We start from the raw sequence: 26510 nt of genomic DNA on the forward strand, positions 1-26510 counted from the left end.
GAATAGGGTCGGAAAAACAAGGACCGAGGAATTCACTCAGTGCGGCAAGATGAAGCGCAAGGCGCCGGCACGACATTCGCCGATTTCGTTGCCGGCACGGTGTGGGTGGATGTCGCCGCGCAAAGTCACGAAGCGAAACGCTCGATCCTGAACTTCTTCGCGACCGCGCTCGGGTCGGCGAATGATCCCGCCGTCACTGCCGCGTTGCGCACGTTGTTGCCGTTCAGCGGCGCCGCGACATCCGCGGTCATCGGTCGTCCGGAACGGCTCGATGCGCTGGCTGCGTCGTTCGTCAACGCGGTTTCGGCCAATCTGCTCGATTTTGACGATACCCATCTGGACACCATCATTCATCCGGCGGCACCTGTTGCAGCACCGGTCCTGGCATTGGCGCAAGCGCGGGGATTTTCCGGGCAGGCTGTGCTCACGGCATTCATTCTCGGCGTGGAGGTCGAATGCCGCATCGGCAACGCGGTGTCCCCCGGCCATTATGCGCGCGGCTGGCACATCACCTCGACCTGCGGGGTATTCGGTGCGGCCGCAGCCTGCGCCAAGCTGCTCGGGCTTCCGGCGGACCAGATTTCAAATGCGATCGGAATTGCCGCCAGCCAGTCGGCCGGAATCATCGAGAATCTCCCGAGCGCCGCCAAGAATGTCAGCGTCGGCAACGCGGCGCGCAACGGCCTGTTCGCAGCATTGCTTGCGGCCGAAGGCTATTCCGCATCGCCCCGCGCCATTGAGGGACCGCTCGGTTGGGCCCGCGCCATGGGAGACGAGCCTGATCTTGGGCGATTGACCGGCAGCCTCGGCAAGACATGGGAGATCGCGAAGAACTCCTACAAGCCCTATCCGGCGGGTATCGTGTTTCACGCCGTGATCGACGCCTGCTTCAATTTGCGGGCGAAGCTGGGCGGGCGCATCGATGATATCACCTCCATTACGGTGCAGGGCTCAGCCCTTCTGCTCGCGCGCGGCGACCGGCCGGTTGGCAACGAACGCGACGCGCGGGTCAGCATCCAGCACTGCGCCGCCTGCGCGCTGTTGGTGGGGGCGGCCGGCGTCACCGAGTTCGCGGACGCGACCGTATTTCGGCCCGACATCGTATCCCTGCGCCAGAAGGTGCGGGCTGAGCTTGACGCTTCGCTTCCGGATGGTGCTGCGCGTGTCATCATCCGTTTGACGTCGGGTGAGACGCTCACCGAGATCGTGATGCAAGCGAAGGGTAGTCTTGCCGATCCGCTGTCGGATCGGGATATCGAGGCGAAACTGCGCGATTGCGCGCGGCTGGGCAGGACTGATTGGGATATAGATCGCATCATCGATGGTGTCTGGCGTCTCGACGAGCTTGCGGACGCCTCAAGCCTGATGGGGGCGCGCGGCTGAGCCGCGCCGCCTTGAAAAACAGTTCTCAAACAATGAAAGGAACCAACGATGACTGAGTTGTTCGACAAGGGCCTGAAGGTTCGCAAGGAAGTGCTCGGCGAGGATTACGTCAACAAATCCATTGCCGGCGCCGATGAATTCACCCGGACGATGGCGGAATGGTCGACCGAATTTTGCTGGGGCGCTCTGTGGACGCGGCCAGGTCTGGACCGTCGTACCCGCAGCATCGTCAATCTGGCCATGCTCGGTGCGCTGGGCCGTCCCCACGAACTGAAGCTGCACGTAAAAGGGGCCCTCGTGAACGGGCTTACAAAGGACGAGATCAAGGAGATCCTGCTTCAGGTCGCCGTCTATTGCGGCATCCCTTCGGGAATCGATGCCTTCCGAAACGCGCGGGAGGCGTTCAAGGAAGTGGAAGAGCAATGACGCAGCCGTCGGGGCAATCATAAGGGGCAAGAGATCATGTCGCGGTTTGCCGTTCAGGTACCGCGGCATCCTCAGCGCCGAGTGGGTATGATTTCCGCGGAGTCCCGACGGTTCTTGGCCAACGAGTCGCGCATTGTGATCAGGGCTTGCTTTTGGATGCGGCAAGCTCAGGCATCAGGGACTTTGAGCCTTCGAGAAATAGCCTGACGGCGTCAACGACGACGTCATCGAGCTGCGTCGGCGTCGGAGTCTGATAGACGAAACGCCGGATGGCTATGTAGAAGATGCGGCCATGCAAGGACATCGTGACGCTGGTTGTGACCGCAGGCGGCGATATCGATCGGCTGTTGCACAATTGGGCGGAATGAGAACGGCGTAGGCTACACTGACGGCTCGCTCATCTGAAGAAATGCACAAGTCCGATGCTCAGGCCGAGCAGCAGGAGCAGCGACAGCGTGACCGCGGCGGTGACCCTTCCGCCGACCGTTGAGAGAACGCGTACGTCGACACCAAGCCCGAGCGCGGCCATCGACAGCACGGTGAGGATACCAGCGGTTTTGGTCACCGGCGCGACCGCGATGTCCGGCACGAGCTGAAGCGAGCGCAGCGCGGCGAGCACCAGAAAGCCGATGATGAACCACGGCACCAGCTTGAACGGGCTGATCGCAACCGCCCTGGTCGCGTCGGCATGGCGCTTGCGGCGGTGCGCGGCGACGAGCGAGAGCCCGACCACGATCGGCCCCAGCATCAGCACGCGCACCAGTTTCACCAGCGTGCCGATCTGCGTGGCGACGATACCGGCGGGGACGGTCGCCGCCAGCACCTGCGGAACGGCATAGACGGTAAGACCCGCCAGAATGCCGTATTGCGTCGCGGACAGCGCGAGCAACGGGATCAGGAGCGGCAGGCCCAGCACCATCAGGACGCCGAGGATCGCGGTGAAGGAGATCGACGAGGCGACATCGTCGCCATCGGCGCCGATCACGGGCGCCACCGCGGCGATTGCCGAATTGCCGCAGATCGAATTGCCGCAGGCGATCAGGATCGACATTTTGGTCGGCAGGCCGAGCATCCGGCTGAGGCCGTAGCTGACAGCCAGCATGATGATGACGGTAGCGACGATCGCTGCGACCAAAAGGTAGCCGGACGCCACGATCGCGGCAAAGCTGACGGAAGCGCCGAGTAACATGACGGCGACCTCGAGCAGCTGTTTGGCGCTGAAGGCAATGCCGGAGCGCCAGCGCTCGGAGGGGTGCCAGGCAGTGCGAATCGCCATCCCGAGCAGGATCGCGATGACGAGCGCTTCGACATAGGGGTGGGCGAATATGTGCTCTTCGACCAGTTGGGCGCCAAGCGAGACGGCGGTGATCGCGCCGCAAAGTGCGATGCCGGGAATGAGGGCCAGGCTGCGGCCGAGCGCGCCTGGTTCCGACCTTATCCCGTCCGTCTCGTGGTCTTGTTGCGGCACATGCCCCCCGTTTTGGAGAACAGTTTATGCGCCGGCCTGCTCGGCTTCACCAATAAATTTTCGATTTAGCGAGGCGGGGAGAGTATTTTTCTTCTCGCTTCAACCGGGGCGGGCGTATCGCGTGCCCCTAGAGCAACCCGAACAGGCCCTGTGCCCACGCCACGGCCTGCCCGAAGCTGAAAGCGCCCGGTTCGAAGTACATCGCGCGCGCCAGCACGATGACGCCAACCAGCCCCCAGAACAGCCCGACACCGGCCGATTTCAGCCAGCTCGGCGCACGCTCCGGCGCGGCCGCCGAATCGGCGGTCGGGACCAGTTCTCCAAAGGGATCGAAGGCGGGCGGGCTCATAACGGCTTCCATTGAACGAGCCCCTAATGTCGCCCAGTTCGGCCCGGAAGCAAGGGTAGCGGTATGCAATCTGCGGCCAGAACGTGGAAGCCCCTTTCCCGCTGCCGTTCCGGGGTAGGTTTTTCTTCTCCTGGCCTCCAATTCATGCCGCTTGACCCGGCCGTATTCCCAGCCACACTGGTGCGAATCCGAAACAGGAGCCGCCCATGGTATTTCTCATTACCGCGCTCGATACATCGGGAACCGTGACCTTGCGGCGGGAGTCGGTGCTGGCCGCGATGAAAAAGGCCGACGAACTGATATCGGACGGCTGCTGGGACGTCGAAATCGTGACGCCTGACGGCGCCACCTACCATTCCGGCGAATTTGACCAGTTGAGAGAGCGGGTGTCAGGCCGCCCAGCACTGCCCGGCGCCGTCGACGCGCAGCACCTGTCCTGAGACGAACGCCCCCATCGGGCCAGCGAACATTTCGACGACGCGCGCGACTTCATCGACGGTGGCGATGCGATCGAGCGTGCCGGTTTCGACCAGACGATTCTGGTCGACCGCGCGCGTGCCCATGAAGCGGCCGGTGCGGGTGTCGCCCGGCGCGATGCAGTTCACATTGATGTCGTAGGCGCGCAACTGGTCGGCGAGGCAGCGCGTGTAATGCGTCATGCCGGCCTTGGCGACGGCGTAGATCGAGCCGTTGGTGCGGCCCTTGAAGGCCGCGACCGAACCGACGGTGACGATGCGGCCCTGGCGCCGTTGCATCATCTCCTGCGCTACCGCCTGGCAGGTCAGGATCGTGCTGAGCAGGTTGCGATCCAGCACCGCGCGCACGTCCTCTTCCTTGATCGTGATGGCGTCGTTCGGATCCGGCTTGCCGCCCTTGGCGGCGATGTCGCCGCCGGCATTGTGGACAAGGATATCGATCGGCCCCAGTTCGCGCGTCGTGGTCTCGACCACGCGGGCGATGTCGACGCCTTGCGTGAGATCACCGAGCACGCGAACGGTGCGCACGCGATGCGCCTTGGCGACATCTTCCGCGACCGCGGTCAGCGTCGATCCCTCGCCATATTCGGCCGGTCCGTTCTCGCGCATGCCGTGGATCGCGACGTCGGCGCCCATCGCAGCCAGTTTTTCCGCGAAGGCGCGGCCGAGCCCGCGGCCCGCGCCGGTGACCAATGCAACCTTGCCCTCGAGCGTCCGTGCGCCGTCGCTGGATGTCATGATGTCTTCTCCTGGATGTGAATGTGTCAGTGTGACCGGGGGCGGCATCCGCGGGTGCCGGAACGCGCCTTAATTCTTGATCGCATAGAGCGGCGTCCTCACCGTCAGCTGATAGGACGGCTTCGGCGTCCAGGCGATCTGCGCGGTGACGCCGAACAGGCGGTTGTCGTCGTCGTCCATGCGGTCGAGATCGAGCCGTACGATCGGTTGGGTGAAGGCCGGGAACGGCGTGAGATTGAGAAGCTGCGCACCGCCGAACGATTGCACGCCGAGGCGGCCGGTCAGCTTCCAGTTGTTGTCCCACTGATAGTAGCCGCCGACATAGCCCACATAGCCAGGCTTCACTTCAGCGAATATGGAATCGACGATGATCTTTGTGTACTGCGCACCGGCGAGCAGTCCTCGCGTTTCGTCCGGGTTCAGCGCGTAGCCGAATTCGAGGATCGTATTGTAGGAGGTCGTGGCCAATGGCGCGTCGGAAATCGATCGCGATGCGTTGCTTTGTATCGTCACCGTTGGAAACATGCCGCCGTTTTGCTGATAGAGGTCGGCCTGAAATCCGACGGTAAAACCGTAGATATCGAACGACGACCAGGGCAGGCTGCCCGATTGGGACGAAGCGCCGCTGACGCCACCATAGACCGACAGCCACTCGTTGACGTCGACCGTCACGGGAATGTCGAGGTTGATGCTTCGGCTGGCCGGGGAGGACAAGGTCCCGAGCGATGTCAGGTTCGACAGCGTCGACAATAGTGGCGGCGCGTTGAAGCCGATCGAGAGCGTGCCTGCCGGCAGGGTGGTGTAGATCGTCCGCAAGTCGAGATAGATGTTCGGCAATACCGGCTTCGGCTTGGCCGGCTCATCTTCATCCTCGCCATTGTCCTTGCCAGACGCGAGCCCGGACCAGCAAAGCGACAGCAATATCCCGAGTGCCAGCCGCAGGCCGGTTCGCGCCGGCCGGGTGTGCGCAAATCTCATTTTCAATCGAACTTGCACCGGCCCACTCGCATCCAGGGCAGCCGCTTTTCCGGCAACAGCTACTCAGGTCCCATGATAACGGATTTGCGGACGCCGCACCATGAGGACCGGGTGAGCCTTATCGGCCGTTCTTGTCCGCCGTCTTGATGGCCACCGCCAGCGCCAGTTTGGTCTGCTCGACGATATCTTCGACCAGTTCTTCCCGGCTGACATTGGCAAGTTGGCCGGTGAGAAGTCCCTGTTCGGCCAGCATGACCACGCCGTGCAGCGCGGCCCAGATTTGCAGGGCGCTGCGTTCGCGCAGCAATCCGACCGCGGGCGCTTCGAGGGATTCCAGCAGCAGCTCGAAGGTTTCCATCGCGGCGACGTGCAGCTCGCTGCCCTTGGGTGCGCATGCCATGATCCGTGAGGCGAACATCAGGCGGTAGACGCCGTTGCGGCGTAGACCGAAATCCAATGTGGCTTGCGCCAGCCGCGACAGCTTCGAACGCCTGGAGGGTTTTCCGATCGACTCGCGCAGGATGGCGTTGAACTGGCGGAAGGCTTCGGCCGTTACCGCCGTGAGCAGGCTCTCGCGGTCGGCAAAATGCTTGTAGGGAGCCGGCTGCGAGACGCCGAGCCTCTTGGCCAGCGCACTGATGCTGATCGCTTCGGGGCCGCCGAGTTCCACTTCCCCGAGCGCGGCCTGAACCAGGGCATCGCGGAGATCCCCATGGTGATAGGTGTTGAGCGCTTTACGTGCGGGGCGAGGCGGCATTCAGTGTAATGATCTATAACTTTCCGCTTGACAGCACAATCGCGACGATAATGTAATAGGATATAACTTGAAGAGGCGGACCGGCCGCGGCCGGCAGCGCCCAAATCAACATGAGGAAATGCGACGCGCCACTCGAGCGCGCGCGGCTTGAAGGAGCGCTCGCATGTCGGGAAAGCTGAAGATCCGCGTCGACCAGGACAAATGTCAGGGACACGCACGCTGCAAGTCGCTGGCGCCGGAACTGTTCGAGCTCGACGAATTCGGCAATGCCCATGAAGTCGGCGACGGTTCGGTCCCCGCGGGCATGGAAGACAAGGCCTGGCTCGCCCAGACCAATTGCCCCGAAATCGCGATCGAAGTGCAGGAAGAATAGCGGCGATAGTCCGGTCCTGAAATCAAGCTCGTCCTGAACGAACCAAGCAAAAGGAATTTGCGCGATGTCCGATTCCGTCAGCATGATGCCCGAACATCCTCCGGTCACCGACTGGGTCAACGATTTCGATCATACCGATCCGCGCTGGACCGAGAATCCGTTTCCGATCTGGGACGAGTTGCGCAGCGAATGCCCTGTCGTGCACACCAAGCGTTTCCTCGGCTGCTATCTGCCGACCACCTATCAGGCGGTGAAGGAGATCGCCTACGACACCGAGCATTTCTCCTCGCGGCGCGTCATCGTGCGCGACGTGCGGCCGGAAGTGCAGCGCAACGCCGCGCCTCCGATCACCTCAGATCCGCCCGAGCACAAGCCCGCCAAGCAATTGCTGCTGCCGCCGTTCACGCCGGACGCGATGACGAAACTGGAGCCGCGGGTCCGTGCCATCTGCAACGAGCTGATCGACGAATTCATCGAAGACGGCCAATGCGACGCCGCGGCGCGCTACACCAAGCATGTTCCGGTGCGCGCCATCGCGCACATGCTCGGCATTCCCGAGAAGGATGGCGATCTGTTCGTCAAGTGGATCCACATGATCCTCGAGCTCAGCATCAAGAACGAGAGCATGCTGGTGCAGGCGGTGCAGGAGATGACCGCGTATTTCACCGGCCATATCGAGCATCGCAAGACGCATCCGACCGACGATCTGATCTCGACGCTGATGAAGGCCAAGGACAAGGACGGCAATCCGCTGGAAGATTCCCAGGTGCTGGGTTCGCTGCGGCTGCTGCTGATTGCCGGCATCGACACCACCTGGAGCGCGATCGGCTCATCGCTGTGGCATCTGGCGAATACGCCCGCGGACCGCGACCGGCTGATCGCGGAGCCGGAATTGATGCCGAGCGCGATTGAGGAGTTTCTGCGGGCCTATTCGCCGGTCACGATGGCGCGCGAAGTGATGAAGGAGACCACCATCAGCGGCTGCCCGGTTAAGCCGGGCAACATGGTGCTGCTGTCGTTCCCGGCGGCCAACCGCGATCCCGCGATGTTCCCCGATGCCGACAAGGTGGTGATCGACCGCAAGGAAAACCGCCATGCCGCGTTCGGTCTCGGCATCCACCGCTGCGTCGGCTCCAACCTCGCGCGCATGGAAATGACGGTCGCGATCGAGGAATGGCTGAAGCGGATTCCGGATTTCAAGCTCGATCCGGCCGGCAAGGTCACCTGGTCGGAAGGCACGGTGCGTGGCCCGCGCCAGCTTCCGGTGCTGTTCGGCAAGAAAAACTGAACGGGAACCTAGCCAGCTTCGGGCGCGGCGTGCCGGCAATTCGGCCGGATCGCCCGCGCGTTCACTTGATCTCGATTTTGGCTTCTCTGGCGACCACCTTCCAGGCCTCGATGTCGCGCAAATTGATGTCGCGCTGCCGGTCTCCGGGGATGAAGTCCGCGGTGACGCCGAGCGCGAGCAGCCTTTCGGTCATGTCCACTTCGGCGATCGACTCCTGCAGTGCTGCTGAAAGCTTCTTCGCGGCGATGTCGGGAACGCCTGCGGGCGCGTACATGACCCAGGACAGGCTGCGCTCAAAATCGATCCCCTGGTCCTTGTAGCTTGCGACTTCAGGCAGGCTTGGCGAGCGATCCCCGCATGTGCCCAGCGCCTTTAATTTTCCGTCCTTCACCAGCGGCGTCGCCGTCGCCATGTCCAGCGTGCCGAGCGAGATGTGGCCACCGATCATATCGTTGGCAAGCTTGGCCGCGCCGCTGAACGGGACGTGTTCGAGCTTGATGCCGGCCTTCTGCGACAGGATCTCCGCGCAGAAATGTCCGGTCGAGCCGACGCCCCACGTGCCGTACTGGATCTGATCGCCTTTCTTCGCCATTGCGATCAGGCCGCGCAGGTCGCTCGCCGGAAAATCCTTCGAGGCCACCAACAGGATCGCCGACGTTCCGATGCGGCCGATGACCGCGAAATCCTTGATCGGGTCATAGGACAGGTTCGCATAGGACGCGGGCGCAAGGACGTGGGTGGTCATGCCGCCGATCATGATGGTGTAACCGTCCGCCGGCGAGGTCGCGACCATCTGCGTGCCGATGGTGCCGGCCGCCCCCGTGCGGTTCTCGACGAAAATGGTCTGCCCCAGGCGCTTGCCCATCTTGTCGGCCAGCAGCCGGCCGATCACGTCACCGCCGCCACCGGCCGCGAACGGCAGCAGCATCTTGATTTTTCTGGAGGGGTAGTCCGACGCATCTTCGGCTCGTGCCGCACAAATGGCCAATACGAACGTCAGCAATGTCAGCAGCATTACGCGGAACTTCATACGCAACTCCCTTGGGTTTCCCGGTGTTTTCTTTTTTTGATGGTCGCCAGAACAGGCAGGTAAGCAGGGTAGATTCTCAAATCATTTGGCGCGCGGCTCGGCGCAGGAATGTCGAAGGATGAATCGGGTCGGCAGATAAATCGGCCTCGTGTCCTGGGCCTGATCGCCGTCGCGCACCCGCTCAAGCAGGGTTTTTGCGGCGATCCTGCCGATTTCGCTCAAGTCCCATGTCAGCGTGCTGATTGCCGGCGTCGCGTGCCGGGCCAGATCCGTGTCGCCGATACACACCAGCGAGATGTCGCTCGGATAGCGAATGCCGTTGCTGGCGAACGCGTCCATCACGCTTGCGAGCATATGCGTTCCCAGCGTGATAACAGCGGTGGGCGGCGCAGGACCATGCAGCAACTGGCAGACGTCGCTGAAGGCGATGCCCGAGCCGTGCACCTGGGGGCGCACGAGATCGAGATCGACATCAAGTCCGGATTCAATATGCGCCTGCCGATATCCGGCTACTCGCTCCGTACTCGGCAGCACCGCCGCAGGCCCGGTCAGCAGCGCGATACGGCGATGGCCAAGGCCGATGAGATAGCGCGTCACCTCAAAGCCGCCGCCGCGATGATCGGCGCGCACCGACGGCGCGCCCGGCACCTCACGGTCGATCCCGACACAGGGCAGGTCGAGCGTGGCCAGCGCGCTTGTAAAATCCTTGTGGGTGTTGTCTCCGGCGAACAGCAGCAATCCATCCATCCGCCGCCGGCGCACCGCGGATATGAAAGCGGTCTCGCGTTCCTCGGCGTGCCGGGTTGCGCCGAGCATCAGGACGTAGCCGGCGCGTTGCAATTCCTCTTCCGCGGCGTTGACCATCTCGCTGTAGAGCGGGTTGGAGATATCCGAGACCATGCAGCCGATCGTGTTGCTCGCGCGCGAGCGCAGCGCCTGCGCGGCGGAATGTGGCTCGAACCCGAGTCGATCAACCACGCGCATGATCCGGGCGTGCAGTTCAGGACTCGTGTGCGGCTCGCGGTTCAACACCCGGCTGACGCTAGAGACCGACACGCCGGCTTGCGCGGCGACATCGCGAATGGTCGGGCGAAGGGATGGAGTCGGCTGGGTTCTGGCCATCAGTCCTGCTTGCCCGCTGTCTCGTCCCAAGCGCCCGGATTCGCTTGCATTCGATCCCGGTCAGCTCAAAGTCGGCGTAGGCCTGGAAACGTTATTTAGAGCACTTTTCCTATTAATATTGACATCACTGGAAACATCAAGCTCAATCGTGGAAACGTTTCCAAGAACAGCGCCCGACCGGGCCGGGAGGGTTTTGCGTGAACGGGCGGAGCGCATGAAACGGCGGGTCGAAGGCAAGGTCGCGCTGGTGACCGGCGCCGCCAACGGGATCGGGCGCGGCGCGGTCATCGTGTTGGCGCGCGAGGGCGCGAAGATCGTCGCGACCGATCTGCAGGACGAGAACGGCGAGCGCCTGCTGGGCGAACTGCGGTCGGCCGGATGCGAGGCGGAATACTTCCATCACGACGTGACCAGCGAGGAAGACTGGCAGTCGGTGATAACAAGGACGAAGGCGCGGTTCGGCCGGCTCGACGTTCTCGTCAACAACGCCGGGATCGGTCTCTCCAGTCCGGTCGTCGACATGTCGCTTGCCGATTGGCGCCGGCAGGTTGCCGTCAACCTCGATGGCGTCTTCCTCGGCGTCAAGACCGCGCTTCCGCTGATGCGCGCAGGCGGTGGCGGCAGCATCATCAATGTTTCCTCGATCGCGGGAATCAAGGCCTCGCCAAACGTGTCCGGCTATTGCGCGACCAAGGGTGGCGTCCGTCTGTTCACAAAATCCGTCGCGCTGGAATGCGCCGCTGCCAAGGACGGCGTGCGGGTCAACTCGCTTCACCCCGGCATCACCGAAACCGCGATCTGGGATACGCTGATCGGCACCGCCGAGGCAGGCTCGAATTCGGGACCGCCGCGCGGGCCGACACTGGACAAGCTGACCGAACGCGCGGTGCCGCTCGGGTTCAAGGCGATGCCGGAAGATATCGCCAATGGCATTCTGTGGCTCGCCAGCGACGAGAGCCGCTACGTCACGGGCACCGAGCTCGTGATCGACGGCGGCCGTTCGATCGGCTGACGGGAAATGATGCCGCGGCGGTCCGCAATAGGCGGACTAAGGTCCGCGGCAACGGAGGTAAACATGAGTCGCATTTTTGGCGCTGTCTGCCAGAATGGATATGTGGTGCGCGACATCCGCGCCGCGATGGATCACTGGATCAACGTGATGGGCGTCGGGCCCTGGTTCTATATCGACCGGGTCAAGACCGACTATTTCCGTCACCGCGGTGCCGAGTCCGGCGTGGAGATGAGCATCGCGCTCGCCAATTCCGGCGATCTTCAGATCGAGTTGATCCAGCAACGGAATGACGCGCCTTCCATGTACAAGGAGTTTCTAGATTCCGGGCGCGAAGGAATGCAGCACATGTCGTACTGGACGAGGGAATATCAGGCGCTCTACGACCGCGCGTTGTCGCTGGGCTACAAGGTCGGGCACGAGGGCCAGATCGGCGGCGAGCAGGGCCGCTTCTGCTATTTCGATACGGAATCCCATCCCGGCACCGTGATCGAGATCTCCGACATCAGCGGCGGAAAGGGACGCTTCTTTGAGCACATCAAGCAGATCGCGGCCGCCTGGGACGGCTCCGATCCGATCCGTGACGTCAGACCTCGCTGATCCCCGATCAACGTCGAAAGAAAAACAGCAAGCGCAGGAGACGCACATGGCCAGACTACCCCTGATCGATCCGGAGAAGACCAGCGGCGACATCCGCACGGCTTTCGACCGGATGCCGGTCAAGCTCAACATCTTCCGGATGCTGGCGCATGCCGAGACCAACTTCATTCCGGCGATGCGGTTCGCCAACTCCATCCTGCATAAGCAGAAGCTCAGCCACGTCAATCGCGAGTTGCTGATCCTGCAGGCCGCGCAGCGGGAAGGCGGCGCCTATGAGTGGCGCCAGCATGTCCCGATCGCGCTCGGCGTCGGCGTCACGCAGCCGCAGATCGACTGCCTCGAACAAGGCAATTACGCCGCCGCCGCGTTCAATGCAGCCGAGCAGGCGCTGCTGGCCTTCGGCCGGGAAGTGGTCGACAATGTGCGTGTGCCTGAGCCGGTGTTTAGCGGGATGCGCGCGCATTTCTCTGAGCAGGAGATCGTCGAATCGATCATGACGATCGGCTTCTACATGATGATGGCGCGCCTCACCGAGGCGACCGAGACCGACCTCGATCCCGCCGCCGGTATGACCGTCTTCGAAGGCGGCAAACGGCGCAGCTGAAGTCAGCGCAAATGCCGCTGCCGGAAAGGTGAGCATCTGCCGATTGACCCTACCGCCGCTTGAGGCGATGGTTGCTGCTGTATTAGATTGGCAGGAAACGGAGCGGTCGCGATGAGCGAGTTGCCGGAGAAGGGGGCTGCGCGATCCCTGAGCGAGATCGCCAGCTACCATGCCCACATCTATTACGATCCGGCGGCGACGCGAGGCGAGGCCGAGCAGTTGCGCGGCTGGATTGGCGAGCGCTTTTCGGTGACAATCGGCCGCTGGCACGACGTCAAGGTCGGTCCCCACGATCAGGCGATGTATCAGGTGGCCTTTGCCAAAGAGGTGTTCCCTGAACTGGTGCCCTGGCTGATGCTCAATCATGGCAGGCTGAGCGTTCTGGTCCATCCGAACACGACGAATCCGCGCCGCGACCATCTTGCCGATCCGATCTGGATCGGGCCCCCGCTATCAGTGCATGCGGACAAGCTGCCGGACCATTCCGAGCTGGAACAGGCGCCTGCGCCGAATACCAGCCCGACGATCCGGCCGTGAGCATGCCTCCATTATTGTCACACCCGGAACCGGCGGCTGTTTACCAAGATTGCCCGGGTCGCGGCGAATTCGATGGATGACCCTAGCCGCGGTCCGGTGTCTCGATTATGCCTTACTTTGAATTGCATTATATTTGGGCTTATTCGGTGAATCCCTTGCGGAATCAGGTCTGATTCCGAAGCGCCGAGCCGGGGACGGATGGATTACAGGACCACGAGCACGACCGGGCCTGCTTTGAGCCGCGGTTTTCCATTGGTCGGCAAGGCCGCCTTGGCCGCTGCCTTGCTCGTGGTGACGTCGGCGCTGGCCGCCTGGTCGATGAATGTTGATCTCGTTGCCTGGCTACGAAATCCGCAAGCCGCCAACAGCGCCGGTACATTCTCGTTCGATGACAGGTTCGGATCGGGATCGGCGCGCAACGCGTCGTCGATCAGGTATCCCTCGCGTCCCGTCTTCCGTCCGGCGCGAACGGATTTCGACGCCGAGTTCGGTCACATCGAAAGCCAGCTGGCCGAGCTATTGCCGGACACGCAGGTCGACCAGCCCGCAGCGCCAGCCGGACCTGCGATTCCGCTGCCGAGGTCGCGGCCGGCCGAAGCCAGTCTGGCGCTACGGGGTGATCCGCCGCCGCCTCCGCCGGCGCGGTCGGACGACCGGACCATGTTCCAGAAGCTGGCCGATATGGTGCCGATGCGCTTTACGCTGGCGTCGCTAACGCCGGGCGACGGCTTGTTCGTCAAGAAGCCGGATCTCAGCGCGCTCGGTTATGACAGCACGACCGCCGTCTACGACATCTCGGCGCGGACCGTTTATATGCCGAACGGCGTCAAGCTCGAGGCGCATTCAGGCCTCGGCGGCCTGATGGATAACCCAGCCTCGGTCGCCATGCGCATGGTCGGGGCGACGCCGCCGAACGTCTATGATCTGAAACCGCGAGAGAAGCTGTTTCATGGTGTCGCGGCGCTTCGCATGACGCCGGTGGGGGATGCCGACACGCTCGGACGAACCGGATTGCTGGTGCACTCCTATCTGCTCGGGCCCAATGGCGATTCCAACGGCTGCGTCTCGATCAAGGAATACGACAAGTTCCTGCAGGCCTATCGAAACGGGCAGGTCAAGCGCCTCGTCGTGGTGCCGAGCCTGAACGAGGGACTGACCGCGTCGCGGCGTTCGACGTCGCCATCATGACTGCGAACAACGTCTCCAATTCCGACACGCCGCTGCGGGCCACGTTCAAGATCAGTTTGAACGGCAAGACGGTATCGATCGGTACCGTCGGCCAGGCCTATCAGTTCATCACCAATCTCAGCTCGGTCGAATGGATCGAGTTCAAGTCGTTGCACGCCGATGCGGTCCGGACGCTGCAAGGCGCCGCTGAAGATGCGATGCTGACGGTGCAGGCGACCGCCGCATTGCGCGCGCTGTTCGTCCGCGCCAAGCTGCTTTGACGATGTAGTCCCATAAGAGCTATCATTTTCGTTGGGCCATCTCGCGGCGTGGCCAGTCATTTCAGATCGATTTTTCAAGGATGGCAGCTGCATGAGTCTGGGTGACATTCGCAATCTCGACTACACCATTCTGCTGTGTTCGAAGATGCAGGAGACCAAGCAATTCTATCTCGACGTGATGGGCTTTCCGCTCGCTCACGACAGTGAGAACTGGGTCAGCTTTCAGGTCGGCTCCGCGCTGCTCACCTTGAGGCCGCGCGGTCCCTGGGCTGCGTGGCACGATGGTCCGTTTCCCCCCGGCTCGGCCGCGGTCCAGCTCGCCTTCCGGGTTGCGCCGCATCTGATCGATTCCTGTTATGCGACGTTGCAATCCAGGGGGGTGACAATCCTGAGCCCGCCCCGGGATATACCGAGCTGGCACCATCGCGCGCTGTTCTTCCGCGACCCCGAGGATAACGTCATCGAACTCTACGCCGAGGTTTAGGTGCGAGGGCAAGCGCCCTAGCTGATTTCCTTGCGTACGATCGCAGCCGCATCGCACATCGCCTTCAGCTTTCCGAATGCGACGTGGCGCGGCATGTATTTCATGCCGCAATCGGGCGCCACCACCAGACGTTCGGCCGCGACATGCTTGAGGCCGTTGCGGATGCGATCCGCGACGATGGCGGCGGTCTCGATCTCGGGATTACCCAGATCAAGCACGCCCAGCATGATCTTCTTCGATGAGAGATCCTTGAGTACGCCGAGATCGAGCTTCGGTTGCGCGGCCTCGATCGATATCTGTTCGGCGCTGGTGTCGGCGAGTTCGGCGAGGAACGAATAACCCGCCGGCTTGGTCGAACCCGGCACGACCGCGGCATAGCCGAAGCACAGATGCACGACCGTCGGCACAGTGATGCCGGCCAATGCGCGGTTGATGGCCTTGACGGCATAGCGCCTTGCGAGGTCCGGATTGTTGCGCACCCAGGGCTCGTCGAGCTGGATCACGTCGGCGCCGGCCTTTTGCAGGTCCAGCGCTTCGGCGTTGACGGCCTCCGCAAACGCCATCGCGAGTTCTTCGTCGTCCTTGTAGAACTCGTTCCTGGCTTGCTGGCTCATCGTGAACGGGCCGGGCAGGGTGATCTTGGCCGCGCGGTCGGTATTCCTGCGCAGGAATTCCATGTCGTGGAGCTCGACCGGGCCCTTACGCTTCACCGGGCCGACCACGCGCGGCACCGGCGTCTGTTGCCCGCTGCGCGAGGTGATCATGTCAGGTTTTTCGTCGTCGATGCCTTCAAGCGCGGTCGCAAACCGGTTGGAATAGCTTTCGCGGCGGATTTCGCCGTCGGTGACGATGTCGATGCCGGCGCGCTCCATGTCGCGGACAGCCACGATGGTGGCGTCGTCCTGCGCTTCCTGCAGATGCTCCGGCGGCAGCCGCCACATCGCATGCATGCGCGTGCGCGGCACCACCTTCGACAGCATCGCGCGGTCCACCAGCCATTCCGGCTGCGGATAGCTTCCGACCACGGTGGTCAGCAGCAAATGCGTTGGCAGGTTCATCACGGTATCCTTGCTCTTGTTGCTATCGTCGTCGACGTTTTCAGGCGAAGCGGCGTGAAGAAAGCGCGTCAAAACATCTGGTCATCGATCGACACGCCGCCGCTGCCGTCGCGGTCGGCGAACGTGGGCAGGGTCGCGGAGGCGGGGTTTTACTTCGCCGTTTTCGCGATTTTGTGTTCGAGGTGACCGGTTTCGTAATCCCGGCGAAGCTGGCTCAGCGAGGTCTCGTTGAGCTGAAGCAAGACGTCGCTCAGCTTCTCGGTTGCCGGATAACCGGCGGCGAATCCCTGTCCGTAAATCTTGCGAAACGTGCCAACCAGCGTGGCGCCGTGCTTGTGGCTGATTTCGCCATCGTGGTTGCGGTGGCGATTGTCGAGGCCTGCCTTGCTCATGCCGCTCTCCCTTTGCCCAGGGTCGACAGCATCCTCCCGCCGGGACCAAAGGGCAACCAATCACTTGGCCGCTCTCCTGGACCGCTCCATTGGGCGGGGCCGCGCCCTGGGACCGGTTGGTACGCAGTCGAGCAGGAATTCCGGGTGGAAGCGGGCGCCTTCTTCGCCGGCGCAGGCCGGCCGCGGAACCTCGCTCGGTGCCGAGGGTGCGACATCACATTCAGTAGTGACAAGCTCCCGGCCTTCGGGTAGATATTTCGTATGCGAACTAAATTCCCAGGAGCGCGTCCGCAAGTGACCTCCCGCCCGGACCGCCGGCTGGTCTTCCTGCTCAACGTCGCGCAGCGGCGGCTGCAGCGATGGGTCGCCACGAAGACAGAGAGGAACGGGGTGACGGCCGCGCAATCCGGCTTGCTCTTTATCCTCGGTCAACACGACGGGGCCCTGATGGGCGAGGCGGGTGCGGCGCTGGACCTCGGTCCGCCCGGCATCAGCGGCCTGGTGGACCGGATGACGGCGGCTCGCCTGATCGAGCGGCGCGCCGATCCGGATGACGGCCGCGCGTGGCGGCTTTGGCTGACGCCGGTCGGGCGCGTGGCACTGGCACAATCGAAGGCCGGGCTTGCCGAAATCAACGCACGCCTCGCCGAGGGATTCACCGACGCCGAAATCGAAATCGTCGCGCGCTGGCTCACCAGTTTTCAAACCAGGTTTCCAAGAGGAGAAGTGCAGTGACCGAACACATCAAAATCGAAAACGACGGCGGCATCCTGATTCTGACGATGGCGCGACCCGACAAGAAGAACGCGCTGACAAACGCGATGTACGGCGCGCTGGCGGACGCGATCCAGGGTGCGGAGACCGATCCCGCCGTCCGCGTGGTCCTGATCCGGGGCGAAGGCGACATGTTCACTGCCGGCAACGACGTCGGCGAGTTCGCGGCAATTGCCACCGGCCAGATGCAGGGCGAGCGCCACGTCAGCCGCTTCCTGAAATCGCTCGCACAATCCAGCCGCCCGCTGGTTGCCGCGGTCCACGGACGCGCCGTCGGCGTCGGGACCACGATGCTGCTGCATTGCGATCTCGTGGTGCTGGCCGAAAACGCGCTGCTTTCAACGCCGTTCGTCAATCTGGCACTGGTGCCGGAAGCCGCCTCCAGCCTGCTGATGCCGCTTCGGATCGGTTATGTGCGCGCCTTTGAGATGTTTGCGCTTGGTGAGGCCGTGAATGCTGCCTCCGCGCTTGCGTGGGGCATTGCCAACCGCGTCGTGCCGCTCGACCGGCTCGATGCCGAGGCAAAGGCGCTTGCGGGACGTCTCGCCAGGCAACCGGCCGGTGCCGTCAGCACGACCAAGCGGCTGATGCGCAATCCCGAGATGTTGATGGCGCAGATACTGGCAGAGAGTGAACGGTTCGCGGAACGGTTGAAGACGATGGAGGCGCGCGAAGCCTTCACGGCATTCGCCGAGCGCCGCCCGCCGGATTTCTCAAAGCTCGCGGCAACTTGACCGTATCGGACGCCCCCGCTACCTGTTTTCCTTAGCTGGCATCCTGTGTGGCGATGCATCCGGATGGTGCATCGCCCACAATCGTCCCACATCGTCGCATAGGGAGGAGGGGCGCCGGATAATGCGCGGGGGAAAGCAATGAACAATAATAACGACGCTTCCGAATTCGATTACGTCATCGTCGGTGCCGGCTCGGCCGGCTGCGTGCTCGCCAATCGGCTGAGCGCGAACGGCAAGCATTCGGTGTTGCTGCTGGAGGCCGGACCAAAGGACAGCAATCTCTGGATCCACGTGCCGCTCGGCTACGGCAAGCTGTTCAAGGAAAAATCCGTCAACTGGATGTACCAGACCGAGCCCGAGCCGGGCTTGAACGGCCGGCAGGTGTTTCAGCCGCGTGGCAAGGTGCTGGGTGGCTCGAGCTCGATCAATGGTCTGCTCTATGTGCGCGGCCAGCATGAGGATTACGATCGCTGGCGCCAGCGCGGCAATGCCGGCTGGGGTTATGACGACGTGCTGCCCTATTTCAAGAAGGCCGAAAATCAACAACGCGGCGGCGACAAGTATCACGGCGCGGACGGCCCGCTGCCGGTGTCGGACTGGCGGCATCACGATCCATTGTCGGAGGCTTTCGTTGTCGCGGCCGCCGAAGTCGGCATTCCGACCAATCCGGATTTCAACGGTGCGACCCAGGAAGGCGCGGGATTCTTCCAGACCACGACGCGGCGCGGCCGCCGCGCCAGTTCGGCGTTCTCCTATCTTCGTCCCGCGAAGAACCGCAGCAATCTGCACATCGAAACCTCGGCGCTGGCGCAGCGCATTTTGTTCGAAGGTCGCCGCGCCAAAGCGGTCGAGTACAAGCAGGAAGGCCGCGTGCGCATTGCACGGGTGCGCAAGGAAATCCTGGTCTCCAGCGGCGCATACAATTCGCCGCAATTGCTGCAGCTCTCCGGCGTCGGGCCAGCGGACCTCCTGAAGAGCCACGGCATCGAGGTGGTGCTCGACGCGCAAGGCGTCGGCAACGATCTGCAGGATCATTTGCAGGTCCGGCTGGTGACGCGTTGCGCCCAATCCATCACGCTGAACGACATCGTCAACAACCCGGTTCGGCGAGTGATGGCCGGTCTGCAATATGCGGCGTTCCGCAAGGGCGCGCTGACGATCGCGGCCGGCACCTCGGGCGCGTTCTTCAAGACCAGTCCCCGTTTGGCCTCGCCCGATATCCAGATTCACTTCCTGCCGTTCTCGACCGACAAGATGGGCGAGAAGCTGCATGCGCAGTCGGGCTTTACGGCCTCGGTCTGTCAGCTGCGCCCGGAAAGCCGCGGCTCGCTGCGCATCAAGAGCGCGGACCCGAGCGTGGCGCCGGAAATCCGTATCAATTATCTGGCGACCGAAACCGACCGCCGCGCCTTCATCGACGGCATCAGGATATTGCGCAAGATTCTGGCGGCGCCGGCGCTCAAGCCATTTGCGGTCGGCGAGGTCGATCCCGGCCCGAAAGTCGCGAGCGACGACGAGTTGCTGGATTTCTGCCGCCGCACCGGCAGCACGGTCTATCATCCGACCTCGACCTGCCGGATGGGCAACGATCCGCTGGCCGTGGTCGATCAGCGCTTGCGCGTGCGCGGCATCGAGGGCCTGCGCGTGGTCGATGCTTCGATCATGCCGGACCTGATGTCGGGCAATACCAACGCGCCGACCATCATGATCGCCGAAAAAGCCTCGGATATGATTTTAGAGGATGCGCGCTAGCCCTTATACGCCCTCACCCGCTTGATCATCTGCTCGACATGCGCGATCGGCGTTTCTGGCTGGATGCCGTGGCCGAGATTGAAGATCAGCCGGCCGCTGGCGTAATTCGCCAGCACGTCGTCGACCGCGCGATCGAGCGCCGCACCGCCGGCGATCAGCGCCAGCGGATCGAGATTGCCCTGCACGGCGACGCGGTTCTGAACGCGTTCGCGGATCAATGACGGCTCGGCCGCCCAGTCGATGCTGACGGCATTGACGGCGGTCGCCTCGACGTAAGCGGGCAGCATTGCACCTGCGCCGCGGGGAAAGCCGATGATCTTGGCATCGGGCACTTGCGCGCGCACGCCCGCGACGATGCGTTTGGCCGGCTCGATCGACCAGCGCTGGAATTCGCGCGGCGGCAGCACGCCGGCCCAGGTGTCGAAAATCTGCAGCACGTCGGCGCCGGCCTTGAGCTGGCCGAGCAGATACTGGATCGAATTCTCGACCAGCACGTCGATGATCTTCGAAAACGCCTGGGGATGGCGATAGGCCATCATCCGGGCCGGCGCCTGGTCCGGCGTGCCCTGGCCTGCGACCATGTAGGTCGCCACCGTCCACGGCGCGCCGCAGAAGCCGATCAGCGCGATGTTGGGGTCAAGCTCGCGGCGAACGCGGCGCAGCGCTTCATACACCGGTTCAAGTTTGCTGAAATCGGCCTGCGTGGCCAGGCTCGTCACTTGCTCCGGCGTATCCAGGGGATCGAGCCGCGGGCCTTCGCCGGCCTCGAAGCGTACGGAACGGCCGAGCGCGTAGGGGATGACGAGAATGTCGGAAAAGATGATCGCGGCGTCGAAGTTGAAACGGCGGATCGGCTGCAGCGTCACCTCGGCGGCGTATTCCGGCGTGAAGCACAGATCGAGAAAGCCGCCGGCCTTGGCGCGCAGTTCGCGATACTCGGGCAGATAACGCCCGGCCTGCCGCATCATCCAGACCGGCGGCACCGGCTGACGGTGGCCGGACAATACGTCGAGAAACGGTTTGATTGTTGGAGAGGAGGTCAAACGTTGGTTCCAGCCATGTATCGGGTAAGAGACGCCGTTCCTGATACACGCCAGTTGAGGCTTGGCCAAGCGTTTGATGGCTATCGCTATTCAATCGATGGTTATCGTGAAGCACCGGATTCCCCAATCCGGTTCAACCTTCAGAGAGGATTGCTAGTTTACCAGCACGGCTCCGTCGCAGCGGATTCCAAGCACCCAGACGTCGGCCTGTCCGATACCCACACCGAGCGTCGCAAGCACCGAGGCCAGCAATTGATCGATCGAACCGGTCGCACCGCCAAGGATGCCGCTGACCGTCGAACCGAGTCCGGGAACGGGAAGTCCTAACGGGCCCACATTCACGGACAGCGACAGATCCCCAAGCAGGCTCGATGTGAGGGACGAAGTGAAGTTAGTGGTCGTCACCGTCCGTTTGACCTGGGATTGGATGTCCGAGTAGCTGAAGTCGACGCTCTTGGCGGTCGTGTTGCCCATCCCGGCGTGGGCGCGACCGGTGACTGTCACTCCACCCAGATTGACCAGCGTGGCTGCGGGCGGGTTCGGCTTGCTTGTGAAGTTCTTCAGCTCGGCTGTCGACACGTTGCCGATCCATGCATCGACGATTCCGGGCGTTACGCCGAGCGTGACGGTCGATGTGTCGATATTCGGGCGTCCGCAGTTCAGGGCGTTGAGCGTGGCCGTGCCGGACGCTATTTCGACGTACAGCGGCAAATTGACCACGGGAACAGCGCCGCTGCCGACCAATTGTACCGACAGCAGTATGCGGGTCTGCGCGGTATGCACGCTGGCGCCTTTGGTACCGAGCGCAATCCATCCGGAGCCGACCGGCCGCTCACCGATGGTCGCGGTGAGGGAGGCGCTGGCGATGCCCGGCAAACCGAGATTGACGGAAGTTGCGATCTGGTTTGTGCCAATTTGCGACCTGGCCCGTGGCTGACACCAGATCAAGCGCCGACACGCCGACGCCAACCTTGGCTTTCTGTCCCGTAGGGAGATTGGCATACGGACCGACGTCGATCAGTGATCCCGGCTTGATTTTTGTCGTGCTGCTGGAGACGGCTTGCGAGATCGTCGATAACGCAGCTGTCGCGGTGTTCGCTCCATTGGCGGTCTGCTGGGTGGTCAATGCCGCCGCGATGATGTCGGCGACTTTAACGTTGCTGGTGAGCACGCTGTCGTAGGTGGCGCCGGTCAGGTTGATGCGTGTCGCCAACGCGGAGAGGAAATCCAGCGCGTCGATGCGAGCGCTGATGAGGGCTTCATAGTCCATCACCGATAGCGACAGATTGGTTCCGAGGGTCGCGCCGAGCATGGCGTTGATCAATCCGTTATTCACCGATGCCAATCTCGAGCCGATGGCAAACGACGCGATGGCGGTCGACGACGCGGTGGCTGAAGTCTTTATCGTGAACTGGTTGGTGCCGGTGAAGACGCGTGCAAAGTACAGCGGCGTCTGGGTGTTCAAGGTTACGCGTGCTGCATTCGCGGTGCCGGCCCCCGGTGTCACGAAGCGGGTCTGCGGCGAAACGGCGCTGTTGGCAGTGTATGTTCCGAGTTCGAGCTTTACCATCGAGCTTGCGGGATAGTTGTTTTTCACGACCGTCGCCGTCGCAGCGTTCACCGCATTGGAAAGATTGCTGGCAGCAACAATGGCAGCGAGGTCGGCGGTGCTCTGGGTCTTGCGCCGGTCAGCGAAGATCGTTCCAAGATCAACCGCAAGCGCGGTGCATCCGATCACCAGGACCATCAGGCCGGCGCCCATGATGGCTATGTTGCCCCGCTCGTCGGCGCGAAACCGCCGGAATATCGGCTTCGTTATCAAGTCAGAACCCTCCATTTGGGATCGCCGCGGAGCGGACGATCGTGGATGGCGGGGCAGGAACGAACGGCAATTGATAGATGAAGCTACGCGACGCGTCATAGTTTACCGTGACGACGTATACGTTGGCGTCGCCGGCCGATGCAGCGGCATTGACGGAGAGCGCATTCGCCGTAAGCAGTGGATAGGTCGATGCATTGGCGGTGACGTAACTCGCGGCGAGACTCCTTCGCTCGCTATCATTCATCCCCGCAATGGACGAACGGGCGGCTTCGGCGGCCAGCTGCTGTACGCCGTGGACCATGGCCAGATAGGCGCCAAATACGACTATTCCGAATACCAGCAACAGAAACACCGGCGCCAGTATCGCAAACTCGATCGCAGATACTCCACGGCAGCAACGAACCAGTTTACGCATCACCTGTACCTCACGATGCTGATTTTCGTTCAGCATCTCAGGGATGGGTGAACACGCGCTATAAAACTTCTTCTGAGAATTGGAGCGGTTGATCCATTGCTGTGAGACCTCAGCTTTTTATGGGTCCATCAATGCGCGCAATGCTGCGGCGGATGCCCCGATCGAAAGGACGCGCCCGGACAAATACGGGATATGCACCCTAGCGGTCACATGGAATGTGTTTTCCTGTTGGATAGTAAACATATTGGCGTACAACCGCCTGCAATACCAATATTGATTCTTATTGATCCCGGGGGCGGGGGCCATTAGTGCGGTTGTGGAGGACCGTTTTGACGCACCGACAAAATTTTCACATGCATATTCCAATCGAGATCATTCGTACCGTCGTCGCCATATCAGAGACCGGAAGCCTGTCCAAAGCAGGTGAGCGGCTGGGATTGAGCCAGCCGGCGATAAGCTCGCAGGTGAAACGGCTGCAAAGCATGATCGGCGGCTCGTTGTTTGTGAAGACGGCCAATGGGACGACGACCACCGAGCTTGGCAAGCTTGCTTTGCACCATGCGCGACGAATTCTCGAAGCGAACGATCAGATGTTGCGGCTCGGTGGTAACACTATCGGTCCGAAACCACTGCGGCTCGGACTAAGTACTCTGTTCGTCCCGGAGTTCGTCAAGCATCAAACGCAGCAATCAATGGCCAACATCATGATCCACACGGATCATTCGACGGCGATCGGGAAGGGATTGACCGACGGCTATATCGACATGGCCTGCATTTATGAGAATGAGGCGATCAAGGCCGAGGTCGAAGAGCTGGTCATCAATGAATGCGAAGATCCGATGCTCTGGGTACGTTCGAAAGACTTTGTGCTCAGTCCCGGTGCGCCGATCCCGCTGCTGACATGGCCCGGTGACGATTGGATGATACGGACGATGGTGAAGCAGGGGCTTTCCTACAGGATTGTTTTCAATAGCCCCGATTTTCATGCGAAGCTGGCGGCGCTAAGGGCGGGCATCGGCATTACCGCAATTCCCAGACGCATGATTCCGCCAGACCTGGTTTACGCAAAGGAATACTATTTGCCGCCGCTGCCTCCCGTCAAAGGGTTGCTTTGCGCGAAGTTGGAGCTGGACAACGATCATGCTCGGGTCGTCATGAAGCAGCTGTCCGCGCTGTTTTTCGGTGGCGTCGCAGGAAGCGGCGGCCAGGCTGAAAGCTAGTGGCTTTCTGAAGCGGGTTCTTATGGCCGCAGCGCCGACACTCCCACATTCGCGGAGTCTGGCGAGCGGAACTCGGTATCATTCTCATCTGGCATTTGGAGCAAAGGGGCGGGGAGCGGCTCTTCAGGGGCGGACATATCAGCGCAATCTCGGGATTTCCCTGTATCGCAACCGCTGCACCCGGCATATGACGGAATCCGGCGCAAGTTCCGCTTGCTGGAACGTTTTTTCGGCATGAGCAAAGCGGAACTGCGGCCAATCGCCGATGTTGTATTCCCATGGAGGACGACATGGCTGAGAAATTCAATCCCGCGGCGCATGACAAGCACGCCGATGACCCCCGTGAGGCGCTGTTGGCCGATCGGGAAATGCACGAAAAGCTCGATGCCGGGCTGGAGGGCAGTTTCCCCGCCTCCGACCCCGCCAGCGCCGCGCAACCGGCGCCGTCGAAACATGACGGCGATCGCGCCAACGAAACGCTGTGGGACAAGGTACTCGCGGTTTTCCGCTAGCACTTATTGGCGGGTGATGTGATGAAGACTGAATTCAACCACGCCGCCAACAACTCGCCGCGTAGCGGCAGTTCGAAGCAAGCCGCGCCGGTGGTCTGGGCCGCGATCGTGGCTGCCATGATCGCGCTCGCGATCTGGTTTGGCATGCACGCGTAGTGCAATTGCAGCGTGCGTGATTGCGCCGGAACGATTCATATCACCCCGAATTGCTCCCAGATAACTCACAGAGATAAATCCACAGAGAGGAACATGCGATGATCAAGCATCTTGTAATGGCTGCCGTCGCGGTAGCCGGAATTTCCTTCGTTCAGCCGGTGAGTGCGCAGGATGTCGGCGTCGGTGTCGGCGTTGGACCGGGAGGCGCTGGCGTCACCGTCGGCCGCGTCGACCGTGACCGCTATCGCGACCGTGAGGTGATCCGCGAGCGTGAGTACCGTGATCGCGACGAGACCGTCGTGATCAAGCGCAAGCGCGATTACGACCCCGACCGCAAGGTCATCATCGAGCGCGAACGGTATTAAGCAGCGTTGGTTTTTATTGACCAGCGTTGAGTTTGACGAAACGGCCTCCCTGGCGGGGGCCGTTTCCATTTGTTGTCTCAATAATGCGGCGGCCGTTCGTTGACCGGACCGGTGATGTTGCTTTCGGCGTCCTGCAGCCGCTCCTTCAGCTCCGCGAGTTGGCGCGTCAGGGCGTCGATCTGCTTCCACTGTTCGGTAATGGTCTGGTTCAGCGTCTCGATGGTTACGTCTTGAAACGTCAGCCGCATCTCCAGCGCGTCGATGCGCTCGCCAAATGCATTGGCTTCACTCATGAGAGCCCTCGCTGATCTGCCGTTCCTGCAAGCCATGCCCAAGCGCTACGCGCTCGTCGAACACGAAGCATTCGCCGCGCCAGCGGCTTTGTTCTTTCGGCACGCCTTCCAGGTAACGAAGAATGCCGCCCTTGAGGTGATAGACTTCGCTAAATCCTTGCGCCAGCAAATAGGCGCTGGCCTTTTCGCAGCGAATGCCGCCGGTGCAGAACATCGCGATCCTGCGGTGCTTGGCGGGATCCAGCTGCCGCGCGGCAAAATCCTTGAACTGCCCAAAACTCCTGATGCCGGGATCGAGCGCGCCTTCGAACGTCCCCATCGCGACCTCGAAGGCGTTGCGGGTGTCGATCACGAGGGTATCGGGCGCTGATATCAGCGCGTTCCAGTCGGCCGGCTCCACATAGGTGCCGACCTGCCGGGTCGGGTCGGCAATCGCGTCGCCCAGCGTGACGATTTCCTTCTTGAGCCGGATCTTCAGCCGCGCAAATGGCATCGTGGCGGCTTGGGAGAATTTGAGTTCGAGATTGTCGAGCCGGCCGCCGAGCAGGGCGCCTGCTTGCAACTCCTCGACCAGAGCGTCGATAGCGGCAGGTTCGCCGGCGATCGTGCCGTTGATGCCCTCATGCGCCAGCAGCACGCTGCCTTTCAGCCCAAGGCCCGCGCAGAACGCGCGCAGGGGCTCGCGCAGTTCCCGGAAATCCGGCAGCGCGGCGAACTGATAGAAGGTGGCGACCTTGAGGGGCATCGCGACCGTGTATCAGGCGGGCAGCGAGTGGGAAACCCTGCAAAATCAGCCGCTACCCCCTGCGTTTGCCGGCCTGCCCTCGTGGTGAAATCTCTGGCATACCAGCCATTGCCCAATCCGGGATGAATATGCCAAGAACCCACGGTTAGCCCGCGCCCG

The 26510-nt window shown here is 62.3% G+C and carries 34 protein-coding genes; 19 read left to right on the forward strand and 15 right to left on the reverse strand.

The features are described from left to right. The first annotated feature begins 39 nt into the window (after positions 1 to 39). Entirely contained in the window at positions 40 to 1383 is a 1344-nt protein-coding gene (locus tag JQ558_RS38170; RefSeq protein WP_212295340.1) for an MmgE/PrpD family protein, read from the forward strand. A gap of 48 nt (positions 1384 to 1431) precedes the next feature. After that, positions 1432 to 1809: a carboxymuconolactone decarboxylase family protein gene (locus JQ558_RS23450; RefSeq protein ID WP_192734580.1), complete on the forward strand. Its 378-nt coding sequence runs from the start codon at positions 1432 to 1434 to the stop codon at positions 1807 to 1809. Between the two features lie 397 nt (positions 1810 to 2206). Here the strand turns inward: JQ558_RS23450 and JQ558_RS23455 are convergent, their stop codons facing one another. Further along, positions 2207 to 3277 carry a YeiH family protein gene (locus tag JQ558_RS23455; RefSeq protein ID WP_409410566.1) on the reverse strand — a complete coding sequence of 357 codons (1071 nt, stop codon included), beginning with the start codon at positions 3275 to 3277 and terminating at the stop codon, positions 2207 to 2209. Positions 3278 to 3404: 127 nt separating this feature from the next. Then, the gene (locus JQ558_RS23460; RefSeq protein ID WP_212295341.1) at positions 3405 to 3626 is read right to left on the reverse strand and encodes a hypothetical protein; all 222 of its coding nucleotides are present in this window, start codon (positions 3624 to 3626) and stop codon (positions 3405 to 3407) included. Positions 3627 to 3832: 206 nt separating this feature from the next. On the opposite strand from JQ558_RS23460, the gene JQ558_RS23465 reads away from it, so the two are divergent. After that, complete coding sequence (locus JQ558_RS23465) at positions 3833 to 4066, forward strand: hypothetical protein (RefSeq protein WP_192740622.1); 234 nt, start codon at positions 3833 to 3835, stop codon at positions 4064 to 4066. Here JQ558_RS23465 and JQ558_RS23470 read toward each other — a convergent pair. From JQ558_RS23470 to JQ558_RS23480, 3 genes are all read right to left on the reverse strand, one after another. Next, entirely contained in the window at positions 4016 to 4840 is an 825-nt protein-coding gene (locus JQ558_RS23470) for an SDR family NAD(P)-dependent oxidoreductase (RefSeq protein ID WP_212295342.1), read from the reverse strand. The genes JQ558_RS23465 and JQ558_RS23470 overlap by 51 nt on opposite strands. A 69-nt stretch (positions 4841 to 4909) precedes the next feature. Beyond that, complete coding sequence (locus JQ558_RS23475) at positions 4910 to 5818, reverse strand: hypothetical protein (RefSeq protein WP_212295343.1); 909 nt, start codon at positions 5816 to 5818, stop codon at positions 4910 to 4912. A gap of 118 nt (positions 5819 to 5936) precedes the next feature. Beyond that, positions 5937 to 6575, reverse strand: a complete 639-nt coding sequence (locus JQ558_RS23480; RefSeq protein WP_212295344.1) for a TetR/AcrR family transcriptional regulator — start codon at positions 6573 to 6575, stop codon at positions 5937 to 5939. Between the two features lie 163 nt (positions 6576 to 6738). Here JQ558_RS23480 and JQ558_RS23485 point away from each other — a divergent pair, with 163 nt between their 5' ends. Together JQ558_RS23485 and JQ558_RS23490 are read left to right on the forward strand one after the other, a co-directional pair. Next, positions 6739 to 6948: a ferredoxin gene (locus JQ558_RS23485; RefSeq protein WP_211997681.1), complete on the forward strand. Its 210-nt coding sequence runs from the start codon at positions 6739 to 6741 to the stop codon at positions 6946 to 6948. Positions 6949 to 7012: 64 nt separating this feature from the next. Beyond that, a complete protein-coding gene (locus JQ558_RS23490; protein ID WP_212295345.1) occupies positions 7013 to 8236 on the forward strand; it encodes a cytochrome P450 in 1224 nt (407 codons plus the stop codon). A 61-nt stretch (positions 8237 to 8297) separates the two neighbouring features. On the opposite strand, the gene JQ558_RS23495 is transcribed toward JQ558_RS23490, so the two are convergent. Both JQ558_RS23495 and JQ558_RS23500 read right to left on the reverse strand, forming a co-directional pair. Beyond that, positions 8298 to 9266, reverse strand: a complete 969-nt coding sequence (locus tag JQ558_RS23495; RefSeq protein WP_212295346.1) for a tripartite tricarboxylate transporter substrate binding protein — start codon at positions 9264 to 9266, stop codon at positions 8298 to 8300. 81 nt (positions 9267 to 9347) lie between these two features. After that, entirely contained in the window at positions 9348 to 10388 is a 1041-nt protein-coding gene (locus JQ558_RS23500; protein ID WP_212295347.1) for a LacI family DNA-binding transcriptional regulator, read from the reverse strand. Between the two features lie 214 nt (positions 10389 to 10602). On the opposite strand from JQ558_RS23500, the gene JQ558_RS23505 reads away from it, so the two are divergent. From JQ558_RS23505 to JQ558_RS23535, 7 genes are all read left to right on the forward strand, one after another. Then, entirely contained in the window at positions 10603 to 11400 is a 798-nt protein-coding gene (locus JQ558_RS23505; RefSeq protein ID WP_212295348.1) for an SDR family NAD(P)-dependent oxidoreductase, read from the forward strand. A gap of 63 nt (positions 11401 to 11463) precedes the next feature. After that, the gene (locus tag JQ558_RS23510) at positions 11464 to 11997 is read left to right on the forward strand and encodes a VOC family protein (protein WP_212295349.1); all 534 of its coding nucleotides are present in this window, start codon (positions 11464 to 11466) and stop codon (positions 11995 to 11997) included. A gap of 46 nt (positions 11998 to 12043) precedes the next feature. Next, positions 12044 to 12601 (forward strand): carboxymuconolactone decarboxylase family protein, encoded by a 558-nt coding sequence (locus JQ558_RS23515; RefSeq protein ID WP_212295350.1) that lies wholly within the window; start codon positions 12044 to 12046, stop codon positions 12599 to 12601. 111 nt (positions 12602 to 12712) lie between these two features. Continuing rightward, positions 12713 to 13138, forward strand: a complete 426-nt coding sequence (locus tag JQ558_RS23520; RefSeq protein ID WP_212273844.1) for a DOPA 4,5-dioxygenase family protein — start codon at positions 12713 to 12715, stop codon at positions 13136 to 13138. Positions 13139 to 13336: 198 nt separating this feature from the next. Further along, positions 13337 to 14326, forward strand: a complete 990-nt coding sequence (locus JQ558_RS23525) for a DUF2778 domain-containing protein (protein ID WP_249142595.1) — start codon at positions 13337 to 13339, stop codon at positions 14324 to 14326. Next, complete coding sequence (locus tag JQ558_RS23530) at positions 14323 to 14586, forward strand: hypothetical protein (RefSeq protein ID WP_212209165.1); 264 nt, start codon at positions 14323 to 14325, stop codon at positions 14584 to 14586. Before JQ558_RS23525 ends, JQ558_RS23530 begins: the two co-directional genes overlap by 4 nt. A gap of 91 nt (positions 14587 to 14677) precedes the next feature. Beyond that, positions 14678 to 15070, forward strand: coding sequence for a VOC family protein (locus JQ558_RS23535; protein ID WP_212209166.1), 393 nt, complete (start codon positions 14678 to 14680; stop codon positions 15068 to 15070). A gap of 17 nt (positions 15071 to 15087) precedes the next feature. Here the strand turns inward: JQ558_RS23535 and JQ558_RS23540 are convergent, their stop codons facing one another. Next, a complete protein-coding gene (locus JQ558_RS23540; protein WP_212295351.1) occupies positions 15088 to 16128 on the reverse strand; it encodes a 5-methyltetrahydropteroyltriglutamate--homocysteine methyltransferase in 1041 nt (346 codons plus the stop codon). Between the two features lie 149 nt (positions 16129 to 16277). Beyond that, positions 16278 to 16520, reverse strand: coding sequence for a hypothetical protein (locus JQ558_RS23545; RefSeq protein ID WP_212295352.1), 243 nt, complete (start codon positions 16518 to 16520; stop codon positions 16278 to 16280). A gap of 261 nt (positions 16521 to 16781) precedes the next feature. Between JQ558_RS23545 and JQ558_RS23550 the strand changes: the two genes are divergently transcribed. From JQ558_RS23550 to JQ558_RS23560, 3 genes are all read left to right on the forward strand, one after another. After that, positions 16782 to 17255 (forward strand): MarR family winged helix-turn-helix transcriptional regulator, encoded by a 474-nt coding sequence (locus JQ558_RS23550; RefSeq protein ID WP_212209169.1) that lies wholly within the window; start codon positions 16782 to 16784, stop codon positions 17253 to 17255. Beyond that, positions 17252 to 18028, forward strand: a complete 777-nt coding sequence (locus JQ558_RS23555; RefSeq protein ID WP_212295353.1) for an enoyl-CoA hydratase — start codon at positions 17252 to 17254, stop codon at positions 18026 to 18028. Before JQ558_RS23550 ends, JQ558_RS23555 begins: the two co-directional genes overlap by 4 nt. Before the next feature lie 138 nt (positions 18029 to 18166). Further along, positions 18167 to 19780, forward strand: a complete 1614-nt coding sequence (locus tag JQ558_RS23560) for a GMC family oxidoreductase (protein WP_212295354.1) — start codon at positions 18167 to 18169, stop codon at positions 19778 to 19780. Here JQ558_RS23560 and hemE read toward each other — a convergent pair. The 4 genes from hemE to JQ558_RS23575 all read right to left on the reverse strand — a co-directional run bounded on the left by hemE (position 19777) and on the right by JQ558_RS23575 (position 23060). Further along, positions 19777 to 20823, reverse strand: a complete 1047-nt coding sequence (gene hemE / locus JQ558_RS23565) for a uroporphyrinogen decarboxylase (RefSeq protein ID WP_212209172.1) — start codon at positions 20821 to 20823, stop codon at positions 19777 to 19779. The two genes, JQ558_RS23560 and hemE, sit on opposite strands and share 4 nt — an antisense overlap. 153 nt (positions 20824 to 20976) lie before the next feature. Further along, positions 20977 to 21699: a hypothetical protein gene (locus JQ558_RS38175; protein WP_312015017.1), complete on the reverse strand. Its 723-nt coding sequence runs from the start codon at positions 21697 to 21699 to the stop codon at positions 20977 to 20979. Beyond that, a complete protein-coding gene (locus JQ558_RS38180) occupies positions 21656 to 22585 on the reverse strand; it encodes a TadG family pilus assembly protein (protein ID WP_312015018.1) in 930 nt (309 codons plus the stop codon). The genes JQ558_RS38175 and JQ558_RS38180 overlap by 44 nt, the downstream gene beginning before the upstream one ends. 61 nt (positions 22586 to 22646) lie before the next feature. Beyond that, complete coding sequence (locus JQ558_RS23575; protein ID WP_212295373.1) at positions 22647 to 23060, reverse strand: TadE/TadG family type IV pilus assembly protein; 414 nt, start codon at positions 23058 to 23060, stop codon at positions 22647 to 22649. Positions 23061 to 23413: 353 nt separating this feature from the next. Between JQ558_RS23575 and JQ558_RS23580 the strand changes: the two genes are divergently transcribed. The 4 genes from JQ558_RS23580 (at position 23414) to JQ558_RS23590 (ending at position 25313) form a co-directional block, all read left to right on the forward strand. Continuing rightward, positions 23414 to 24280 carry a LysR family transcriptional regulator gene (locus tag JQ558_RS23580; protein ID WP_212209174.1) on the forward strand — a complete coding sequence of 289 codons (867 nt, stop codon included), beginning with the start codon at positions 23414 to 23416 and terminating at the stop codon, positions 24278 to 24280. Between the two features lie 290 nt (positions 24281 to 24570). Beyond that, positions 24571 to 24792 carry a hypothetical protein gene (locus JQ558_RS23585; RefSeq protein ID WP_212209175.1) on the forward strand — a complete coding sequence of 74 codons (222 nt, stop codon included), beginning with the start codon at positions 24571 to 24573 and terminating at the stop codon, positions 24790 to 24792. A 21-nt stretch (positions 24793 to 24813) separates the two neighbouring features. Continuing rightward, positions 24814 to 24948 carry a hypothetical protein gene (locus JQ558_RS37920; RefSeq protein ID WP_283813718.1) on the forward strand — a complete coding sequence of 45 codons (135 nt, stop codon included), beginning with the start codon at positions 24814 to 24816 and terminating at the stop codon, positions 24946 to 24948. 98 nt (positions 24949 to 25046) lie between these two features. Next, positions 25047 to 25313: a hypothetical protein gene (locus tag JQ558_RS23590; RefSeq protein WP_192738391.1), complete on the forward strand. Its 267-nt coding sequence runs from the start codon at positions 25047 to 25049 to the stop codon at positions 25311 to 25313. Positions 25314 to 25390: 77 nt separating this feature from the next. Here JQ558_RS23590 and JQ558_RS23595 read toward each other — a convergent pair whose 3' ends face one another. Together JQ558_RS23595 and JQ558_RS23600 are read right to left on the reverse strand one after the other, a co-directional pair. Continuing rightward, positions 25391 to 25606, reverse strand: coding sequence for a SlyX family protein (locus tag JQ558_RS23595; RefSeq protein WP_212273834.1), 216 nt, complete (start codon positions 25604 to 25606; stop codon positions 25391 to 25393). Next, on the reverse strand, positions 25599 to 26351 hold the full coding sequence (locus tag JQ558_RS23600; RefSeq protein ID WP_212209177.1) for a rhodanese-related sulfurtransferase: 753 nt from the start codon (positions 26349 to 26351) through the stop codon (positions 25599 to 25601). The genes JQ558_RS23595 and JQ558_RS23600 overlap by 8 nt, the downstream gene beginning before the upstream one ends. Positions 26352 to 26510: the final 159 nt, after the last annotated feature.

The organism is Bradyrhizobium sp. AUGA SZCCT0160, from assembly GCF_018130105.1.
Lineage (GTDB): Bacteria > Pseudomonadota > Alphaproteobacteria > Rhizobiales > Xanthobacteraceae > Bradyrhizobium.